The organism is Pseudomonas sp. 3MAES_34.3B, assembly GCF_058145875.1.
Map to the genome: position 1 here is coordinate 1,842,614 of NZ_CM176960.1, position 17,532 is coordinate 1,860,145.

General features: G+C 63.2%; 15 protein-coding genes and 1 pseudogene. 7 read left to right on the forward strand and 9 right to left on the reverse strand.

From position 1 onward, the window contains the following. Positions 1-49: 49 nt before the first annotated feature. The 5 genes from AC3Z8Y_RS08145 to AC3Z8Y_RS08165 all read right to left on the reverse strand — a co-directional run bounded on the left by AC3Z8Y_RS08145 (position 50) and on the right by AC3Z8Y_RS08165 (position 4,296). Entirely contained in the window at positions 50-259 is a 210-nt protein-coding gene (locus AC3Z8Y_RS08145) for a hypervirulence associated TUDOR domain-containing protein (RefSeq protein ID WP_181115925.1), read from the reverse strand. Positions 260-410: 151 nt separating this feature from the next. Further along, positions 411-1,367, reverse strand: coding sequence for a 2-hydroxyacid dehydrogenase (locus AC3Z8Y_RS08150; RefSeq protein WP_490089238.1), 957 nt, complete (start codon positions 1,365-1,367; stop codon positions 411-413). 25 nt (positions 1,368-1,392) lie between these two features. Continuing rightward, complete coding sequence (locus AC3Z8Y_RS08155; RefSeq protein ID WP_490089239.1) at positions 1,393-2,157, reverse strand: SDR family oxidoreductase; 765 nt, start codon at positions 2,155-2,157, stop codon at positions 1,393-1,395. A gap of 43 nt (positions 2,158-2,200) precedes the next feature. Continuing rightward, positions 2,201-2,890 carry a fumarylacetoacetate hydrolase family protein gene (locus AC3Z8Y_RS08160; RefSeq protein ID WP_490089240.1) on the reverse strand — a complete coding sequence of 230 codons (690 nt, stop codon included), beginning with the start codon at positions 2,888-2,890 and terminating at the stop codon, positions 2,201-2,203. A 158-nt stretch (positions 2,891-3,048) separates the two neighbouring features. Beyond that, positions 3,049-4,296 (reverse strand): MFS transporter, encoded by a 1,248-nt coding sequence (locus tag AC3Z8Y_RS08165; RefSeq protein WP_225776237.1) that lies wholly within the window; start codon positions 4,294-4,296, stop codon positions 3,049-3,051. A 471-nt stretch (positions 4,297-4,767) separates the two neighbouring features. Here AC3Z8Y_RS08165 and AC3Z8Y_RS08170 point away from each other — a divergent pair. Continuing rightward, positions 4,768-5,676: pseudogene (locus AC3Z8Y_RS08170) on the forward strand (helix-turn-helix transcriptional regulator). Positions 5,677-5,694: 18 nt separating this feature from the next. On the opposite strand, the gene AC3Z8Y_RS08175 reads toward AC3Z8Y_RS08170, so the two are convergent. Genes AC3Z8Y_RS08175 through AC3Z8Y_RS08190 form a run of 4 tightly spaced genes read right to left on the reverse strand, consistent with a single transcriptional unit; the run spans position 5,695 to position 10,363 of the window. Continuing rightward, positions 5,695-6,495 carry an SDR family NAD(P)-dependent oxidoreductase gene (locus tag AC3Z8Y_RS08175; RefSeq protein ID WP_490089241.1) on the reverse strand — a complete coding sequence of 267 codons (801 nt, stop codon included), beginning with the start codon at positions 6,493-6,495 and terminating at the stop codon, positions 5,695-5,697. A 23-nt stretch (positions 6,496-6,518) separates the two neighbouring features. Next, positions 6,519-8,081 (reverse strand): GMC oxidoreductase, encoded by a 1,563-nt coding sequence (locus tag AC3Z8Y_RS08180; RefSeq protein WP_490089242.1) that lies wholly within the window; start codon positions 8,079-8,081, stop codon positions 6,519-6,521. Between the two features lie 48 nt (positions 8,082-8,129). Beyond that, the gene (locus AC3Z8Y_RS08185) at positions 8,130-9,668 is read right to left on the reverse strand and encodes a UxaA family hydrolase (protein ID WP_490089243.1); all 1,539 of its coding nucleotides are present in this window, start codon (positions 9,666-9,668) and stop codon (positions 8,130-8,132) included. After that, positions 9,665-10,363: a GntR family transcriptional regulator gene (locus AC3Z8Y_RS08190; protein ID WP_490089244.1), complete on the reverse strand. Its 699-nt coding sequence runs from the start codon at positions 10,361-10,363 to the stop codon at positions 9,665-9,667. The genes AC3Z8Y_RS08185 and AC3Z8Y_RS08190 overlap by 4 nt, the downstream gene beginning before the upstream one ends. A gap of 247 nt (positions 10,364-10,610) precedes the next feature. On the opposite strand from AC3Z8Y_RS08190, the gene AC3Z8Y_RS08195 reads away from it, so the two are divergent. The 6 genes from AC3Z8Y_RS08195 (at position 10,611) to AC3Z8Y_RS08220 (ending at position 17,493) form a co-directional block, all read left to right on the forward strand. Next, positions 10,611-11,723, forward strand: coding sequence for an iron-containing alcohol dehydrogenase (locus tag AC3Z8Y_RS08195; protein ID WP_490089245.1), 1,113 nt, complete (start codon positions 10,611-10,613; stop codon positions 11,721-11,723). 62 nt (positions 11,724-11,785) lie between these two features. Continuing rightward, on the forward strand, positions 11,786-12,826 hold the full coding sequence (locus tag AC3Z8Y_RS08200; protein ID WP_181115897.1) for a sugar ABC transporter substrate-binding protein: 1,041 nt from the start codon (positions 11,786-11,788) through the stop codon (positions 12,824-12,826). 80 nt (positions 12,827-12,906) lie between these two features. After that, a complete protein-coding gene (locus tag AC3Z8Y_RS08205) occupies positions 12,907-14,418 on the forward strand; it encodes a sugar ABC transporter ATP-binding protein (protein WP_490089246.1) in 1,512 nt (503 codons plus the stop codon). Further along, the gene (locus tag AC3Z8Y_RS08210) at positions 14,415-15,413 is read left to right on the forward strand and encodes an ABC transporter permease (RefSeq protein ID WP_490089247.1); all 999 of its coding nucleotides are present in this window, start codon (positions 14,415-14,417) and stop codon (positions 15,411-15,413) included. Before AC3Z8Y_RS08205 ends, AC3Z8Y_RS08210 begins: the two co-directional genes overlap by 4 nt. Continuing rightward, positions 15,410-16,399 (forward strand): ABC transporter permease, encoded by a 990-nt coding sequence (locus AC3Z8Y_RS08215; RefSeq protein WP_490089248.1) that lies wholly within the window; start codon positions 15,410-15,412, stop codon positions 16,397-16,399. Before AC3Z8Y_RS08210 ends, AC3Z8Y_RS08215 begins: the two co-directional genes overlap by 4 nt. Positions 16,400-16,422: 23 nt before the next feature. Continuing rightward, positions 16,423-17,493: an aldo/keto reductase gene (locus AC3Z8Y_RS08220; RefSeq protein WP_490089249.1), complete on the forward strand. Its 1,071-nt coding sequence runs from the start codon at positions 16,423-16,425 to the stop codon at positions 17,491-17,493. Positions 17,494-17,532 lie beyond the last annotated feature (39 nt).

Sequence of the window (17,532 nt, forward strand, 5' to 3'; positions counted from 1 at the left end):
GCGGCCGGCCAGGTGCGGCCGGCCAGGTGCGCCCCGCATGCAGTAACCTTCAAACCTTGCGCAAGGCATCCCCGTGGTGCATCGCACTGTGGCCGGTCTTGTCACTCTTCACTTCGTATTGCGGATTGTCCTTCGAGGCAGGCCGGTGTTTGCCCATGAACTCCACGTCTTTCACATGCACCTTGGTGACCTTGCCATGGGTTTCTCCGGCCTGGGAGTTCCACGCCACGTTATCGCCTGCCTTGAAATGTGTGCTCATCGATTGCCCTCCAGGTGTGTGCTGTGCCCGTTACCTTATGGATGCGAGGGCGTAAGGAGAATTCCCTGAAAACCCGGCACGGCCTGACCGGCGCCGAGCTGTTCGTGGACGGCGGCCAGGCGCAGATCTGAACGTGCAGGGCCAAGCTGGCCTAGCCCGTTACCCGCGCCGAGGGCAGTTGCCCGGCGAAGGTGGCCGCCAGGCTGGCCAGCACCATCCGCCCCATGCGGGTTCGGGTTTGCACCGTAGCGCTGGCACGGTGAGGTTGCAGCACCACGTTCTCCTGCTCGAACAGCGTCGGCGGCACGTCGGGTTCGTCAACGAACACATCCAGCCCGGCACCGGCGATACGGCCTTCCACCAGCGCCGCCACCAGGTCGGGTTCGTTCACCAGCTTGCCGCGCGCGATGTTCACCAGATAGCCGCCTTTGCCCAGCGCGTCGAGCACGGCAGCATTGATGATGCCCTGAGCGTTATCCGCCGCAGCGGCCACGATCAGTGCGTCGCTTTCCCGCGCCAGCTCGATCAAGCTGGGCACAAAGGTATAGGGCACGTCGTCCATGGCCTTCAGGTCGGTGTAGCGGATCGGGCAACCGAAGGCGCTGGCCCTTGTAGCCACCGCACGGCCTACCCGGCCCAGGCCCACAATGCCTATGCGCATGCCGCTGAACTGCCGGGCCAACGGCAGCGGCGCCAAGGGTGTTGGGCTGGTTTTCCACAGGCCGGCGCGCACATAGCGGTCACCCGTGCACAGCCCACGGCAGGCGGCGATCAACAAGCCGATGGCCAGGTCGGCCACGTCTTCGGTGAGCGCGCCCACGGTCGCGGTCACATGAATGCCACGGTCCCGGGCATAGGCCAGGTCCACCGCATCGGTGCCAACCCCATTCACTGCGATCACTTCAAGCTTTGGCAGTTGCTCCATCACTTCACGGGTGATCCCGGTATGGCCGCCGGTGACCACGCCGCGGATGTTGGCGCCGTGCTGGCGGAGGAATTCAGCTTTGTCCGCCTGCTCGTAATAGCGGTGAACGGTGTAGTGGGCGTTCAGCTCTTCGAGGATTTCAGGAATCAGGATGGCGCTCAGTTGCAGCACTTCAGGTTTCATCGGGTGTTCTCCTCACGCGGCTGGCTCAGCCGCGGCCCACGAAAGGCATGTTGGTGGCCATCACGGTCATGTTCAGCACGTTGGCGCTCAGGGGCAGCCCGGCGATATAGCGGACTGCGTCGGCCACATGGCTCACGTCTACCATCGGTTCCACGGCGATCTGGCCGTTGGCCTGGCGCACGCCTTTGGTCATGCGCACCGACAGCTCGGTAAGGGCGTTGCCGATGTCGATCTGGCTGCAGGCGATGTTGTACTCGCGGCCATCCAGCGCCAGCGCCTTGGTCAGCCCCAGCACTGCGTGTTTGCTGGCGGTATAAGGCGCGGTGAAGGGGCGGGGCGTATGTGCGGAAATGGAACCGTTATTGATGATCCGGCCACCCTGCGGTTGCTGCCGGCGCATCAGCCCGAACGCGGCGCGGGCGCACAGGAACACGCCGGTCACGTTGGTATCGATCACGTTCAGCCATTGCGACACGTCCAGTTCATCCACCGGCACGGCCGGTGCGTTGATGCCGGCGTTGTTGAACGCCACATCGAGCCGGCCGTATACCTCCTCGATGGTGGCGAACAGCGCGTCGACGCTGGCCGGGTCGCGCACATCGGTGGGCACTGCCAGCGCCTGCTGGCCCTGGGCCTGGGCTTCGGCGACCAGTGCCTGCAGAGGCTCAGGGCGGCGGCCAGCGGCGACTACGGTAAAGCCGTCCGCCAGCAGGCCCAGCGCGACGGAGCGGCCGATACCACTGCCGGCACCGGTCACCAGGGCCACTTTCACAGGGGCGTTGGTTGTCATTGTGTGTGCTCCTTGTGTGAGAAAACGGGGTGTGAAAAACAGGTCAGGGGCGCGGGCCAACGCGCATTTCCAGGGAACCGATGCCGTCGATGGCGGCATTGACCACGTCCCCCGGTTGCAGGGCCGCGACCCCTGTCGGGGTGCCGGTCATGATCAGGTCACCCGGCTGCAAGGTAATGTAGGCCGACAGCTGACTGATCACATCCGCCACGGGCCAGATCTGCCGCGAAAGGTCCGAGCGCTGGCGCTCCTGGCCGTTCACGCTCAGCCAGATTGCTCCCGCTTGTGGGTGGCCGATGCGCTGCGCCGGTACCAGGGCGGTGACCGGTGCGGCGCCGTCGAAGGCTTTTGCCGCCTCCCAGGGCTGGCCCACGGCCTTGGCGGCCATTTGCAGGTCGCGGCGGGTAAGGTCCAGCCCGGCGGCATAGCCCCACACGTGCCCCAGCGCGTGTGCCGGGTCGATGTTCGAACCGCCCTTGCCGATGGCTACTACCAGCTCGATTTCGTGGCAGAACTCTCCGGTAAGGGGCGGGTAAGGGATTTCACCCGTGGCGTCGATCACGGCACTGGCGGGCTTCATGAAGTACAGGGGCTTTTCCCTCGATGCACCGGATACCTCATCCCAGGAATAGTTGCGCCCCAGGCAAAATACCCGGGCCACGGGAAAGCGCAGCTCGCTGTCGCGAACCGGCAGCGTGGTCACAGGTATTGCCTCGAAAGCCAGTGCAGCCATGGTGTTGTTCCTTGTGATCGCGGTTGGGCAGGGCCCATCCTACGGCGGCAGAGCGGGGGAGAGTTGGACAAAGCGGCGTTGCGACTGGACGAAACCGGGCAATGCGCGCCGGGTAAAAAAGGGGCCCCGCGCGGGCGGCCCCAAGGGTGGATGCGCTGTTACCGGGCTTGTAACTCGATGCGGTGCAGGCGCCCCAGCAGGAAGGAATACGACAGCGTGCCGATGGCGGCCACCGCGCCGATGAACCAGAAGGCATAGGCGAACTGGTGGGTGGTTTGCACGATGGCGCCGATCACGATGGGTGTGACAATACCGCCGATGTTCGCGGCCAGGCTGGTGACCCCACCGGTAAGCCCGATCAGCTCCTTGGGCGCTACTTCCGACACCGCCGCCCAGGAGGACGACGCAATACCCTGAGCGAAAAACGCACAGGTGAGCACCGCGATGCACACCACGTTGGAATCTGTGAAGTTGACCAGCACGATGGACATCCCCAGCGCGGAGCCCACCACCAGCGGCAGCTTGCGAGCGAACGACAGCGAGTGGCCGCGGCGGATCAGCAGGTCCGAGATGATCCCCGCCAACAGAATGCCCACCGTGGCGCCAATGAACGGCAGCACGGCGAAGATCCCCACCTTGATGGTGCTCATTTGCCGTTCTTCCATCAGGTAAGTGGGGAACCAGGTGAGGAAGAAGTACAGCGCCGAGGTGCTGGCGAACTTGCCAATGCAGATGGCCCACACCTGGCGGTAGCGGAACAGCTCCGTCACCTGGCGCCAGTTGAAGCGCGTACGCTGCTGGCTGCTTTTCACCAGGCCGCCGCCGTCCTCGATGTATTGCAGTTCTTCCTTGCTGACCTTCTTGCAGTTGAGCGGGTCGCGGTACACGAACAGCCACACCACACCGAACACAATGCCCACGATGCCCGTGCTATAGAACACATGGCGCCAATCGTAGGTGGTGGCGATCCACAACAGGGCGCCTGTGAACAGCGCGGTGCCCAGGTACTGACCGCACACGTAAATGCTGCTGGCCATGCCCCGTTCACGGGCAGGGAACCACACCGTCACCGCGCGGCTGTTGGCCGGGAAGGCCGGCGCTTCCATTGCGCCCACGGCCAGGCGCAGGCCGAATAGCGAGGCAAAGCCGCCCACCAGGCCCTGGCACACGGTAGCGGCCGACCAGGTGATAAGCGAGGCGCCATAGGTGACCCGCGAGCCGAAGCGGTCGGCAATGAAACCAGCCGGCACCAGCGCGAAGGCGTAGGTCCAGGCGAAAGCCGAGAAAATCAGGCCCATCTGGATCTTGTCCAGGCCCAGGTCCTTGGCCATGAACGGCGCGGCAATGGAGATGTTTACCCGGTCTACATAGTTGATGATGGTGGCGATCAACAGCAGGCTGAGCATGAACCATCGCCTGCGAGTGGGAAGGGCGCCGGCTCGGCTGGCCGGGCGTGCCGACGTGGTGGCGCCTGTGGCGGCAGTCGCGCTGTCGGGGCCGGGGGGAGGGGCGAACGCAGCGCCGCGCGGTGTATTGAGCATGGGCGAACACCTTCTAATTATTGTTGATAGATGTTGGTGGTGCAGGTTTCAGGTTATCGTACAACTCACGCGGGTCAACGCCGATTGGGGCTAAAACCAGGCCCGTTGGTGCAGGTGGATAAATAAGTGCAAGAAATCCCGGCGGTGCGATTTGTCTGCTTCGCAAGGGGTTAAGCGATAGGATGCTTGCGCCAGAGCGGTTTAATAACGTGCGGCTTATTAGCGGTTTTTGGACTTCGCTGTTTGCCCGCCAATGCTCACATCTTTTCTCGAAGTCCAGTTGTCCTACATGTTGGGGCAGGGCGCGTCTGACACGGTCGCAGAACAGGAGTAACGATGCCGCCACCTTCTACCCGTGTGCCTACGTTCGGTATGCAACAGCGCAGCGAGCGCCCGGATTTCTATATCCGCGAGAAAACTGCGCAAAACGCCGAAGCGACTGCGCACCGTCACGAATATTTTCAGATCTAGATCAACCTGGGCGGGGACACGGTGCACTACGTCAGCAATGTGGAACGGCCGTTTCCACAGCATGCGGTGGCGTTCATCCTGCCGCACCGGGTTCATCTGATCCCGCCTCCGAAGGGCGGGCGGTTCGTGTTGATCAATTTCGATCAGAATTTTTTACTGCCGCATTTGCAGTGTTCACCCCTGGACCTGGAAGACGTATCGATCCAGCAAGCGCCGGAACTCACACCGTTCCGCTTCCAGGCCCAGGTGGATTTCGTGCTTGACGGTGAGCCGCTGGCCCAGGTGCTCGCCCTGCTCGAGCAGATGCGCCAGCTCGACGGGAACCGCGAATTCGGCACCCGCGAACAGCTCAAGGGGTGCTTGCTGCAACTGATCGGCATTGTGTGTCGCCGTTACGCCCAGCCCCTCACGGCCCTGGCCGCCAGCAATGCGGCCCAACGCAGCCGCCGCGACGCCTTGGCGCGAATGACTGACTACGTGCGCAAACACCTGACCGACCCCGACCTGGACCTGAAAACGGTAGCGGCCGCCACCTACCTCTCGCCCAATTACCTCACTCACTGGCTGCGCAAGGAAACCGGCAAGACCTTCAGCGAACTGGTGCTCGAGCGGCGCATGCACTTGGCGCGCAACCTGCTGCTCAACAGCACCCGCCCGGTGGGGGAAATCGCCACCCTCTGCGGCTTCGCTGACGAAGCCTACTTCTCCCGCCGTTTCCGCCAGGCCCACGGCCTGCCGCCAGGGCAGTTCCGCCGGCGGGACGCGGGGGTGTAGAAGCGGGCGGGCCACGCCTCACCGCAGCGTCAGCCCGCCATCCACGGTCAGCACTTCCCCGGTGGTAAACGAGGAGGCATCGCTGGCCAGGTAGACCACCGCGCCGGCCAGTTCATCCACGCTGCCAATGCGGTTCTGTACGGCGCCTTTGGCCCAGTGCTCGCTGACCACGTCCGGGTGCTCGCGCAGTACCTCTTCGGTCAGTTCGGTCATGATGTAGCCCGGCGCCAGGGCGTTTACGCGGATGTTGTGCTCGGCCCATTCCACCGCCAGGCACTTGGTGAGCATATGCACGCCTGCCTTGGAGACGTTGTAGGCCGCGTGGCGAAACGGCCAGTTGACGATCCGCCCGGACATGGACCCGATATTGATGATCGAGCCGCTGCGCTGGTGGATCATGTGCTTGCCCACTTCCCGAGACACCAGGAACACACCGTCCAGGTTGACCGCCATGGTCTGGCGCCAGGTGTCGAGGGTGCAGGCCTCAGCGTGGGCGGGAAGTACGATGCCAGCGTTGTTGACCAGGATGTCGATGCGCGCCCAGCGGGTGATCACGGCCTCGACCATGCGCGCGACGTCTGCTTCCACGGCCACATCCGCCTGTATCGCGAAGCTGTCCACGCCTTGGTCGCGCAACTCGGTGGCCAGGCGTTCGGCGCGGTCCAGCGAGGAGCGCACCACTATCGCAACGTCTGCCCCCTGGGCCGCCAGGGCTTGCGCCAGCCCTTTGCCGATCCCGCGGGAACCGCCCGTCACGATGGCTTTGCGGCCTTTGAGGTTGAAGAGGTTGGCGTAGTCTTTTTGTTGTTGTCCGCTCATGTGCGTTCTGCCTTGGGAATGGGTTAAATGTGCGCGGTTGCCACCTCTTGCGGGATCGAGACGCTCATGCCCCAGTCGCGCAGCAGCTTTTCGCCAGTGCGCAGCGCCTGGGCGACGATGGTCAGCGAGGGATTGAGCGCGGTGGAAGACGGCAGGAAGGACGCATCTACCACGTAGAGGTTTTCGACGTCCCAGACCTTGCAGTACGGGTCCAGCACGGACGTAGCCGGGTCATTGCCAAATCGTGCCGTGCCGCATTGATGCATCGCCACTTTCACGTCCATCTTGTTGGTGATGATCAGCGGATACCCCAGCGCCCGCATGTGCCGGGTCCACACGTCCACCAGCTCCTGATGCGCCTTGAGGTTGTTGGCGGTGTAGCTCACGCGGATCTTGCCGTCTTCATCCACCGTGATGCGATTATCCGGGTCGGGCAGGTCTTCGGACATGATCCACCAGTCCACGCTGCGCTCGGAGAACAACCCCATCATCCATTCAGGCGCCCATTTGGCGTTGGCGGTAAGCATGCCGGACTGGAGTTTGCCCAGGCCCTGCACGTTGCCGAGGGGGTAGGGTTTTTCTGTGTTGGCGAGGTAATAGTCATTGATGGCCATGGACTTTTGAAACACCACGCGGTTCTTCTTGAATGGCGAAATCGCCATCATCGCGGTGTTGTTATGGGCCATGTAGTTACGGCCCAGCTGGTCGGACAGGTTATTGCCCAAACCGCGAGGGTGCATCGCGTTGGCCGAGCGCAGCAGCAAGGCAGCGGAGTTGATCGCGCCAGCAGCACTCACGAACAGCTCCGCGCTGAGCGTGCGCGCCATGCCCTCATGCTGGATGTCCACCCCCGTCACGCGCTGGCCGCTGGGGTCGGTGACCAGCCGTTGCACATAGGTGTCGGTGATCAATTGCACATCGCCCTTGGCCAGTGCCGGGTCTACCAGGCGCACCTCGGCGTCGCCCTTGGCGCCCAGCTTGCAGGCGAAGCCGTCGCAGGTCGCACAGCGGATACACGCGCCGCCGGGGTGATAGTCGATAGCGATGGGCAGCGGGAACGGGTGCAAGCCGCGGGCGCGCAGCTTTTTGTCGAAGGCCTGGATTTCTGGCTCGTGGCCGATGGCCGCGTGCGGCATGGGCCCAGAGCGCGGCGGTTCGCAGGGGTCCATGCGGGCGGTGCCGTGGGTGCCCAAAAGGCGTTCGGCCTGGTCATAAAAAGGCGCGAATTCGTTGTAGCTCACCGGCCAGGCCGGCGCGATGCCGCCTTCGTGTTGCAGCGTTTCAAAGTCCTGAGCGCGAAAGCGCAGGGTTGCCGCGCCGAAGAACTTGCTGTTACCGCCTACGTAGTAATAGGTGCCGGGGTTGAACAGCTTGCCGTCCTTGTCCCGCCATTGCTCCTTTGCCGCGTATTTGCGCTTGTGGAATACCGCGTCCACGCTCCAGTTATCGTCCTCGCGAGGCAACCTTGGGCCGCGCTCGATCATCAGGATGCGCTTGCCGTGACCGGCAAGAATGTTGGCCAGCGCACCACCGCCCACGCCTGCGCCGATGATGATGACGTCGTAATGGTCCTGGATTGTTGTCATTGTTATTTCCTCCGTCAGGCGGTTGCGCTCTGCGTCGCATGTGGGGTGTTACATGATCGCGCCTACCTGCCACGGCACGAACTCGTTGTCGCCATAGCCGAACAGTTCACTGGCGGTGTGTTCGCCAGACGCTGTCGCCAGGATGGTTCTAAAGATGCGTTCCCCCACTTGCTCGATGCTTTCTTCGCCGGTCACGATGGTGCCGCAGTTGATGTCCATGTCCTCCTGCATTCGTTCGTACATGGAGGTGTTGGTGGCCAGCTTCAGCGAAGGGGCGGGCTTGAATCCGGACACCGAGCCGCGCCCGGTGGTGAAGCAGATCATGTTGCAGCCGCCGGCAACCTGCCCGGTCACGGCCACCGGGTCGTAGCCAGGGGTATCCATGAACACAAAGCCGGGCTGGTCGATACGTTCGGCGTATTCGTACACGGCATTGAGGCGTGTGGTTCCGCCTTTGGCCACCGCGCCGAGGGATTTCTCCAGGATGGTGGTCAGCCCGCCCGCCTTGTTGCCGTGGGAGGGGTTATTGTTCAGCTCCGCCTTGCTGCGGGCCGCGTAGTCGCGCCACCACTCGATGCGCGCGAGCAGTTTGTCGGCAACGGCCGGAGAGGCGGCGCGGCGAGTGAGCAAGTGCTCGGCGCCGTAGATTTCCGGCGTTTCCGACAGGCATGCGGTGCCGCCATTGCGGATCAACAGGTCGGCGGCATAGCCCAGCGCGGGGTTGGCGGAAATACCTGAATAGCCATCCGAGCCGCCGCACTCCAACGCCAGGCGCAACAGGCTGGCCGGTTGCGGTGTGCGGTGTATGTCATTCACCGCCGGCAGCATGGCGGTGAGCGCTGCGATGCCTTCTTCGATGGTTTTACGGGTGCCGCCGCTGTTCTGGATGGTCATGGTGCGCAACGTCGGGCCTTCCTCCAGGCCGTGAGCCTCGAGAATCGCCGGGATCTGGTTGGTTTCGCAGCCCAGCCCGATCATCAACACGCCACCTACATTGGGGTGGGTGGCGTAACCGGCCATGGTGCGGGTGAGGTACAGGTAGCCCTCGGTTTGCGTGTTGATCGCGCAGCCGCCGGCGTGGGTGAGTGCAATCACGCCGTCCACGTTGGCGAAGGCATCCAGTGGCCCCGGGCGGGTGAAGTGCGCGGCCACGGCCTTGGCCACGGTGGCCGAGCAATTAACCGAGGAAAGGATCGCGATGTAGTTGCGGGTGCCGGCCTGGCCATTGGGGCGCCCGTAGCCCATGAAGGTGGCGCGCTCGGCCGGGGCGATCAGGTCGGGCTCGCGGGCATCCACGCAGAATTCGTGCGTGAGCACCACTTCACCGATGGCCAGGTTCTGCGTGTGCACATGTTCGCCCAGTGCGATGTTGCGGGTCGCATAGCCGATGATCTGGCCGTATTTGATGACTGCGTCGCCCTCGGTGATGGCCCGAATGGCGACCTTGTGGCCCTGGGTGATGCGCTCGCGGGGGCTGGCGCCACCCAGTTCTTCCAGCGGCACCGGATCCAGCGAAAACCGGGCGATCGCGACGTTATCGTCGGGGTTCAGCCGGATCAGCGGGGATTTCCCAACAATGGCTTTCATATGAGCTCTCGTTTTGTTTTAGGGACATCGTCTTGGAACAGGCTGATTTTCTCCTCGTACATGCCGGCCATGACCGCGAAGGAGGAATCCAGATGAATCCGCATCGCCAGTTCTGCCTGATCCGGGCTGTGGTTCTTCAGCGCGTGATAAATGGCTTCGTGCTGGTCGGTGACCATCGCCAGGTGCCCCGGCACCGGGGCGCTCAACTGGCGCATGCGGTCCAGGTGCACCTTGGCCAGCGCAATGAATTTGCCGATGCGCGGGTAGCCGCTGCTGCTGGCGATTGCATTATGAAAAGCGTCGTCCACATCGATGTACTGGTTGAGCGTATTGCGCTCCAGGATCACCCGCATGTCATCGATGATCAGTTTCAAATCGACGATGCCCTGATCGGTGATCTGCCGGGCGGCGCTGCGCGCGCTTTCGATTTCCAGTGCCCGGCGAATGATGAAACCCTCCTGCGCCACCTTGAACGAGATGCGGCTTACGTACGTGCCCGAGTGCGGGAATATCTCCACCAAGTCCTCGTCGGCCAGCCGCTGCAGCGCTTCGCGAAGCGGCGTGCGAGACACGTTGAAGCTCTCGCACAGGTCCTTCTCGGAGATCACCGCACCCGGCGGCATGTCCAGATGAACAATGGCCTGGCGCAGGGAAAGATATATCTGTTCAGCCTTTGGAATTCGTCTGCCATTCATGCGATTTACCGTTAATTCTTTATAAATCAGGCATTTATATAATTATTGCAATTTACGTTGACACGTGATTGGTGGTCTGTCTCTAATAACTCATATATTAGTTGGCGGCACAAGGGATATTTACAGCGCTCTTCGACCCGCGACAACCCATCCCCATGGGCCATAACGAAAACAAGAACGAGGCCGGGCACGCTCCGCGCTCAGTACCGCGGAAGGCGTAGATGGCCCTGATGAGGGAGTCCGCCGTATGCCAACGATCAACTACGTCACCCGTATCGAATTCGACGAAGGCGCTATCAATCGCCTGCCCGCACTATTGGCGGAGCTGGGTGGCAAGCGCCCGTTGATCGCGACCGATCGTGGGCTGGTCGCCACTGGCCTGGTTGCCAAGGTGCTGGCGTTGTTTACCGAGCCGCCGGCGGTGTTCGACGGCACCCCGCCCAACCCCACCGAAGAAGCCGTGACCGCCGCCTATGCGATGTATCGCGAAGGCGATTGCGACAGCGTGATCGGCTTGGGCGGCGGCTCTTCCATCGACCTGGCCAAGGCCGTGCGCTTACTGTCTGGCCACTCTGGCCCGCTGGACCAATACACCGCAGTAGCGGGCGGCGTGGGGCGGATCCACGGGCGGATTTGCCCATTGATCGCCATTCCCACCACGGCCGGCACGGGTTCGGAAGTGGGCCGGGCAGCGGTGATCGTGACCGCCGAGGGGCGCAAGCTGGGGATACTCAGCGCGCACATGCTGCCCAGCATTGCGTTGTGCGACCCGGAGCTCACCTACGGCCTGCCGCCCTTGCTCACTGCCGCAACTGGCATGGACGCGCTGGCTCACTGCCTGGAAACCTACATGGCGCCGTCCATCAATCCGCCCGCCGAGGCCATTGCGCTGGACGGCCTGCGCCGTGGCTTCCCGGCCATTCGCGAGGCAGTGGCCGACGGCGGCAACAAGCAGGCGCGTTGGAACATGATGATGGCGGCGCTCGAAGGCGCCATGGCCTTCCAGAAAGGCTTGGGCGCCGTGCATGCCTTGACCCACCCATTGGGCGCGATCCGCGAACCCAACCTGCACCATGGCACGCTCAATGCCGTGCTGCTGCCTGCGGTGCTGCGTTTCAACCGGCCCGCCATAGGTCCCAAATGGGACGTGCTGGCGGGCATTCTCGGCGGCGCGCCAGATGAAGTGATTGCCCGACTGAACCGGGATATCGGCCTGCCGGCGGGCCTGGAGGCCATGGGGGTGACGGAGGAAATGATGCGCAAGATCGCAGGCGAGGCCCTCAAGGATCACTGCCATGCCACCAACCCGCGCCTGGCGACCGAGGCGCAATACCTGGAAATACTGCGCGAGTCGCGCTGAGTTCGAACAGCGTTGGAACGGGCCGTGCCGGCCCGGCCAGATAACAAGAAGAGGGCTGCGTGATGTCTGTGAGTGATGACGAAAAACAAAAACAAGATGTTTTCCTGGCAAACCTCAAGCTCAGCCGTCGTGGGGTGTTGGGCGCTGGCGCGTTGCTGGCGGTGGCCGCGGCACTGGGCCGCCCGGGTATGGCGTTCGGCAAGGACATGCGCTTTTGCGCATCCCTGGGCTGGACGGTGTGGGAGTCCGGGCGGCACATTGTCACCGGCTACAAGGATGCGATCGCGCTGTTGGGCGGTACGCTGACCATTGCCGATGCCAACTACGACATCAAGAAGCAGGCGGACCAGATCGCTGCGTTCGTGGCCTCCAAGCCCGACGCGATCTTTATCACCCCTGCTGACGCCGCCGCGATTTCCCCGGCGGTGCAAGCGGCAGTGGCGTCGGGCATCCCGATCTTCTGCGGCGACAGTTATGTGCCCAACACCACAGTGACGTCCACGGCCATGTCCAACAACTTCGGGCTGGGCGCCTATACCGCGGACTACATCGTCAAACGGCTGAACGGCAAGGGTAACGTTGCCATCGTGAGCCTGCCGTCCAACGAGTCCTGGGACCAGCGCACGCTAGGGGCCAAGTCGGTGTTCATCCGTAGCCCCGACATCAAGGTGGTTTCGGAGATCGCCTTTGCCCTGGGTGGCTCTACCACCCCGCGGCAGGTGGTGGATAACATCCTCACCGCCAACCCCGACCTGGACGCTATCTGGTGCGCGTGGGATGGCGCGGCCTCGGAAGGCACCCTGGCGATCCGCGCCGCCGGGCGCAAGGTGTTCATCACCGGCATTGACGGCGGCCGCCAATCCTTCGAGTACATCAAGGCCGGCTCGCCCTTCGCGCTGACCGTGGCGCAGAGTTTCTATGAAATGGCCTATATGAATGCGTTCTATGCCCACGAGGTGATTGCCGGGCGCCCGGCGCCGCGCTTCGTGATCACGCCCAGTTACGCCGTTACCCAGGACAGCCTCAAGGACCTGGCGACGCTCCCGGACGACTACGACAAGCCAGGCGAAGCACAGAAGGTCGGCTGGCAGCGCGTTCTGTAGGGGGCCGCAGCAGCGCAGTGTGCTGTTGGGCGTCTGCGTACGGCTCGATAACAATAATGAACAGGCGCGCAGGTAAGAACATGGCGACCGTATTGAACATGCGCAAGATCGAAAAGCGCTTCGGTGTTGTGAAGGCGCTGGACGCCGTCGACTTTGCGCTGGAGGCGGGTGAAATTCACGCGCTGCTGGGCGTGAACGGCGCGGGCAAGTCAACCCTGATCAAGATCCTCTCCGGGGTTTACTCGAAGGATGCCGGGGTTATCGAGATTGCCGGCGAGCCCGTTGACCTGGGCAGCCCCGCGGCCGCCATTGCCTGCGGCATTGCGTCGGTGCAACAGCATCCGGAACTGGTGGATGACTTCACCGGCGTGCAGAACATCTTCCTCGGCGAAGAGGCCCACCGCCCCAGCCTGTTTGGCCGCATCGACCGCAAGGCATTGCGCGGCGCTGCACAAAAGCTGCTCAAGCGCTTCCCGATTGAAGTGGACCTGGACCAGCGCGTAGGGGAGATGGCGGCGGTGGACCGGGAGATCATCGCGATCCTTCATGCCCTGCGCCGGGACGACATCCGCATCCTGATTCTCGATGAGCCCACCTCAACCCTCACAGAGCGGGAAAAGGCCTCGTTGTTCCAGCTGATGCGCACCCTTCAAGCCACCGGCATTGCGATTATCTACATCACCCACCGCCTGGAAGAAGTGTTCCAGATCGCCGACCGCTTCACGGTATTCCGGGGCGGGCGCAATGTGGGCACCCATGCCGTGGCCGATGTGGAGCGCCTGGGTGTGTCCATACCCGAGCTGATGCTCGATGAAAAACCCGGGGACATTTACCCCGAGCGCACGGGCCGCAGCGACGGCAAGGTTTTGCTGCACGTTGAGGGGCTGAGCAAGCGCAGCCACTTCAATAACGTCAGTTTCGAGGTGCGCGAAGGCGAAATCGTCGGGATTTTCGGGTTGATCGGCTCGGGCGCGGACGAACTCTCCAAAGCGCTGTTCGGGGTCATTCGCCCCGACGCGGGGCACATGACCCTTGCCGGGCAAGCCGTGCAATTGAAGGGCCCTCATGACGCCTTGAACCGGGGCATGTTCCTGGTGCCGGGCGACCGCCGCACCGAAGGCTTGACCATGACCGAAGACGTCACCTTCAACACCACCCTGGCGCACCTGGATAAGGCGTCTTCGCTGGGCGGGCTGCTGCGCTTTGGCAAAAACCGCAAGCACGCCTGCGACCTTGCCGAAAAAGTTGGCTTGCAGCCTATGAAGCTGGACCGCCCTGTCAGTGCCTTCAGCGGCGGCAACCAGCAAAAGGTGGTGATTGCCAAGGGGCTGTTTCGCAGCGCCCAGGTGTACATCTTCGTGGAGCCTACGGTTGGCGTGGATATCGGCGCTCGCGCCAAGCTTTACGCGCTGATGCGCGAGCTGAGCGAGAAGGCCGCAGTGCTGGTTATTTCCTCCGATTGCGATGAGGTCCATGGCGTCGCGGATCGCACCCTGGCCCTGTACCGGGGCAACCCCGTTTCTCTCCCGGCGTTCGCAGCCAGTCGGGACCAGTTGATGGCCGCCGGTATCATGGGGAGTCGCGCATCATGAAAAATCTGCTCAATCGCTCACCGGTCTTTTTCCGCTGCCTGGCGTTCGTGATTCTGCTGGCTGCGGTCGGCGGGGCGTTCACCTGGTTCGTGCCCGCTTACATCAGCAGTGGCAACCTGCATGCGCTGCTGCGGCATATGTCCGTGCAGGGGCTTGCGGCCCTTGGGCTGACGTTCGTGATTGTGGTGCGCCATTTTGACTTGTCGTTCCCGGGTGTGGCGTCGCTGGGCGCAATGACCATGGGCTACCTCATTGCCGGTGGGCACGGGCTGGCGTTTTCCATTGCCGGTGGTGTGGGCGTGGGGTTCATGGTGGGCGTGATCAATGGCCTGGCGGTGTCGCGGTTCCGGTTGCCCGATATCGTCACCACCATCGCCACGGGCGGGGTGGCCCTGGGTTTGTCCTACCTCTACAGCAACGGCAGTTCGATCTCGGAAAACTTCTTCATGTCCGGGATTCTCGACCTCAACGATTCCAGGTTGCTGGGCCTGGACATGCCCGTGTTCATCCTGTTTGCCGCCGCGATCGTCGCCGCCATCGTGCTGCATGCCTCGCGGTTCGGCCGCTCGTTCTACGCCACGGGGCAGAACCCATTGTCGGCGCATTTCTCTGGCGTACGCACCCGCCGCTATGTGCTGGCGGCGTTTGCGATTTGTAGCGCCTTCGCTTGCACGGCCATTGTGTTGCTGGTGGCCTCGTCCGGGGCGGCCAACGTGAGCGCCGGCAACCAGTTGTTGATGCCGGCCTTCGCGGCGGTGTACCTGGGCGCGGCGCTGTTTGGCCGGCCCTCGGTTCCAGCGACCCTGGCGGGCACTTTACTGATGTCGGCAATGCTCAATGGCTTCACCCTGATGGCTATCCCATATTTCTACAGCGACGCCATCGTCAGCACCGTGCTGATTGGCGCCATCGCAGCCTTCGATCCCAAGGTCACAGCCATGCTGCGCGGAGTGATCGGCGGATCGAACACTTCGCGGGGAGCGGTACGCGCATGACAGTCATGGCCCAACCCTTGAAAACCCAACGCCAGCGCGTGGACCTGCGCAGGTCGCTGGTTGGCTACGGGCTGTTCGTATTGCTCGCCGCCACGCTCTTAACCTTCGCCTGGCTGCGGCCAAGTTTTGCCAGCGAAGGGAACATCACCGACATGCTGCGCTCGGCGAGCATCGGCGCGATCATGTTCCTGGGGGTGACCTGGATCATCGCCGCAGGCGAAATCGACGTGAGCTTCATGTCAGTGGCGGCATTGGCGAACATGCTGGTGGCCGGGCTGGTGAAAGCGGGTTTCGGTTGGCCGGAAGCCGTGGCGCTGGGCATTGGCGCGGGTGTGGTGTTTGGCCTGATCAACGGGGCGCTGGTGGCGATGCTGCGGTTGCCGGCCCTGGTGATTACCATCGCCACGGGCGGGCTGGCCGGTTCGATCGCCGCGGCCATCGGCCTGGGTACCTCGATTTCCCTTTCCAATACTGGCTTCGTTGGCGCCCTGGTGAACGCCAACCTTGGCATGGTGCCGCTGTTGGCGATTATTGTGCTGGTGCTGTACGGGCTGGCCTACTACGTTCAGGAACACCTTACCTTCGGCCATTACCTCTATGCCATGGAGCAGAACCGCGCTGCCGTGATCGAGGCGGGCGTGCCGGCCAATCGCATTCTGTTCCTGCTGTATATCCTCTCCGGCGTGCTCTCGGCGGTGGCCGGTATTCTGCTGGCGGCCAACCTGTCTTCCGGCCAGCCCTATATTGGCGCCTCGTACTTTCTGGATGGCCTGACCGCCGTGCTGTTGGGCGGCATGGCCTTGAAGCTGGGCAAACCGAATGTGATCGGTACCCTCACCGCCGTGCTGCTGTTGACTGCGCTGCTCAGCGGTTCGGCGCTGCTGGGCTGGACTGACTCCCAACGCCAGATCGTGCGGGGTTTGATCCTGCTGGTGGGCGTTGCCATCGTGGTGCGGGCACGGCGCAAGAATAGGGCCGAGCTTTGACCGACCAACAATAAGGAAACCCTATGACCAGCCAGAACAAAGCCAATCGGCTACGGCCCGTTGGCAGTACCGGTTTGAGCGTGACCGCGCTGGGGGTGGGCAGCGCGCCACTAGGCGGGCTATACGCCCCGGTGAGCACCCATGACGCCCTGGAAATGCTGGGCGCCGCCTGGGACGCCGGCATTCGTTATTTCGATACCGCACCCATGTATGGCAACGGCCGCTCCGAGCATCTGGTGGGCCACATGCTGCGGAGCAAGGCAGAAGAGGGCGGGGAAGAGCGCAGGGGCCAGGGCGAAAAATGGGTGTTGAGCACCAAGGTCGGCCGCTTGATGACCACTCAGCGCGCCGGAAGGGAACTGCCGCCCGAGGCGCCGAAAAACCCGCTCGACCCTGGCTGGTTCAACGGCTTGCCGTTTCGTGAGGTGTTTGACTACAGCTACGACGGCATCCTGCGCAGCTTCGACGACAGCCAGCAGCGCCTGGGCATTCCCGCGCCAGACCTGCTTTACGTGCATGACATCGGCCAGGTCACCCATGCCGACCAGCATGCCCATCACTGGCACGCGCTGACCAAGGGCGGGGGCTTTCGGGCACTGGAAGCGCTACGCGCTGCGGGGAACATCAAGGGCTTTGGCCTGGGCGTGAACGAGTGGCAGGTGATCCGCGACGCCCTCCAGGAAGCAGACCTGGATTGCTCGATGCTCGCCGGCCGCTACAGCCTGCTGGACCAGGGCGCGGCCGATGAATTCCTGCCGCTGGCCCAGGCCCGCGGCATGGCAGTGGTAGTTGCCGGCGTGTTCAATTCCGGGATTCTCGCCTCTACCTCCACGGGCCGGCACAAATTCAACTACGCTGACGCGCCGGCCGCCATCATCGAAAAAACCGAACGGCTGCGCGCCATTTGTACTAGTTTCGACGTACCGCTGGCCGCTGCTGCCATTCAATTCCCGCTGCGCCACCCGGCCGCTACCTGTGTGGTGATCGGGGCCAAGACCGCGCGGCAGGTGCAGCAGAACGTCGAGTGGTTCGAACGGGAGATCCCCCACGCCCTCTGGCAAGCGCTAGCGGCCGAGGGGTTGATCCAGCCGTAGCTGTTGCACCTCATGCACTGTTTTCAAAAACAACAAGGA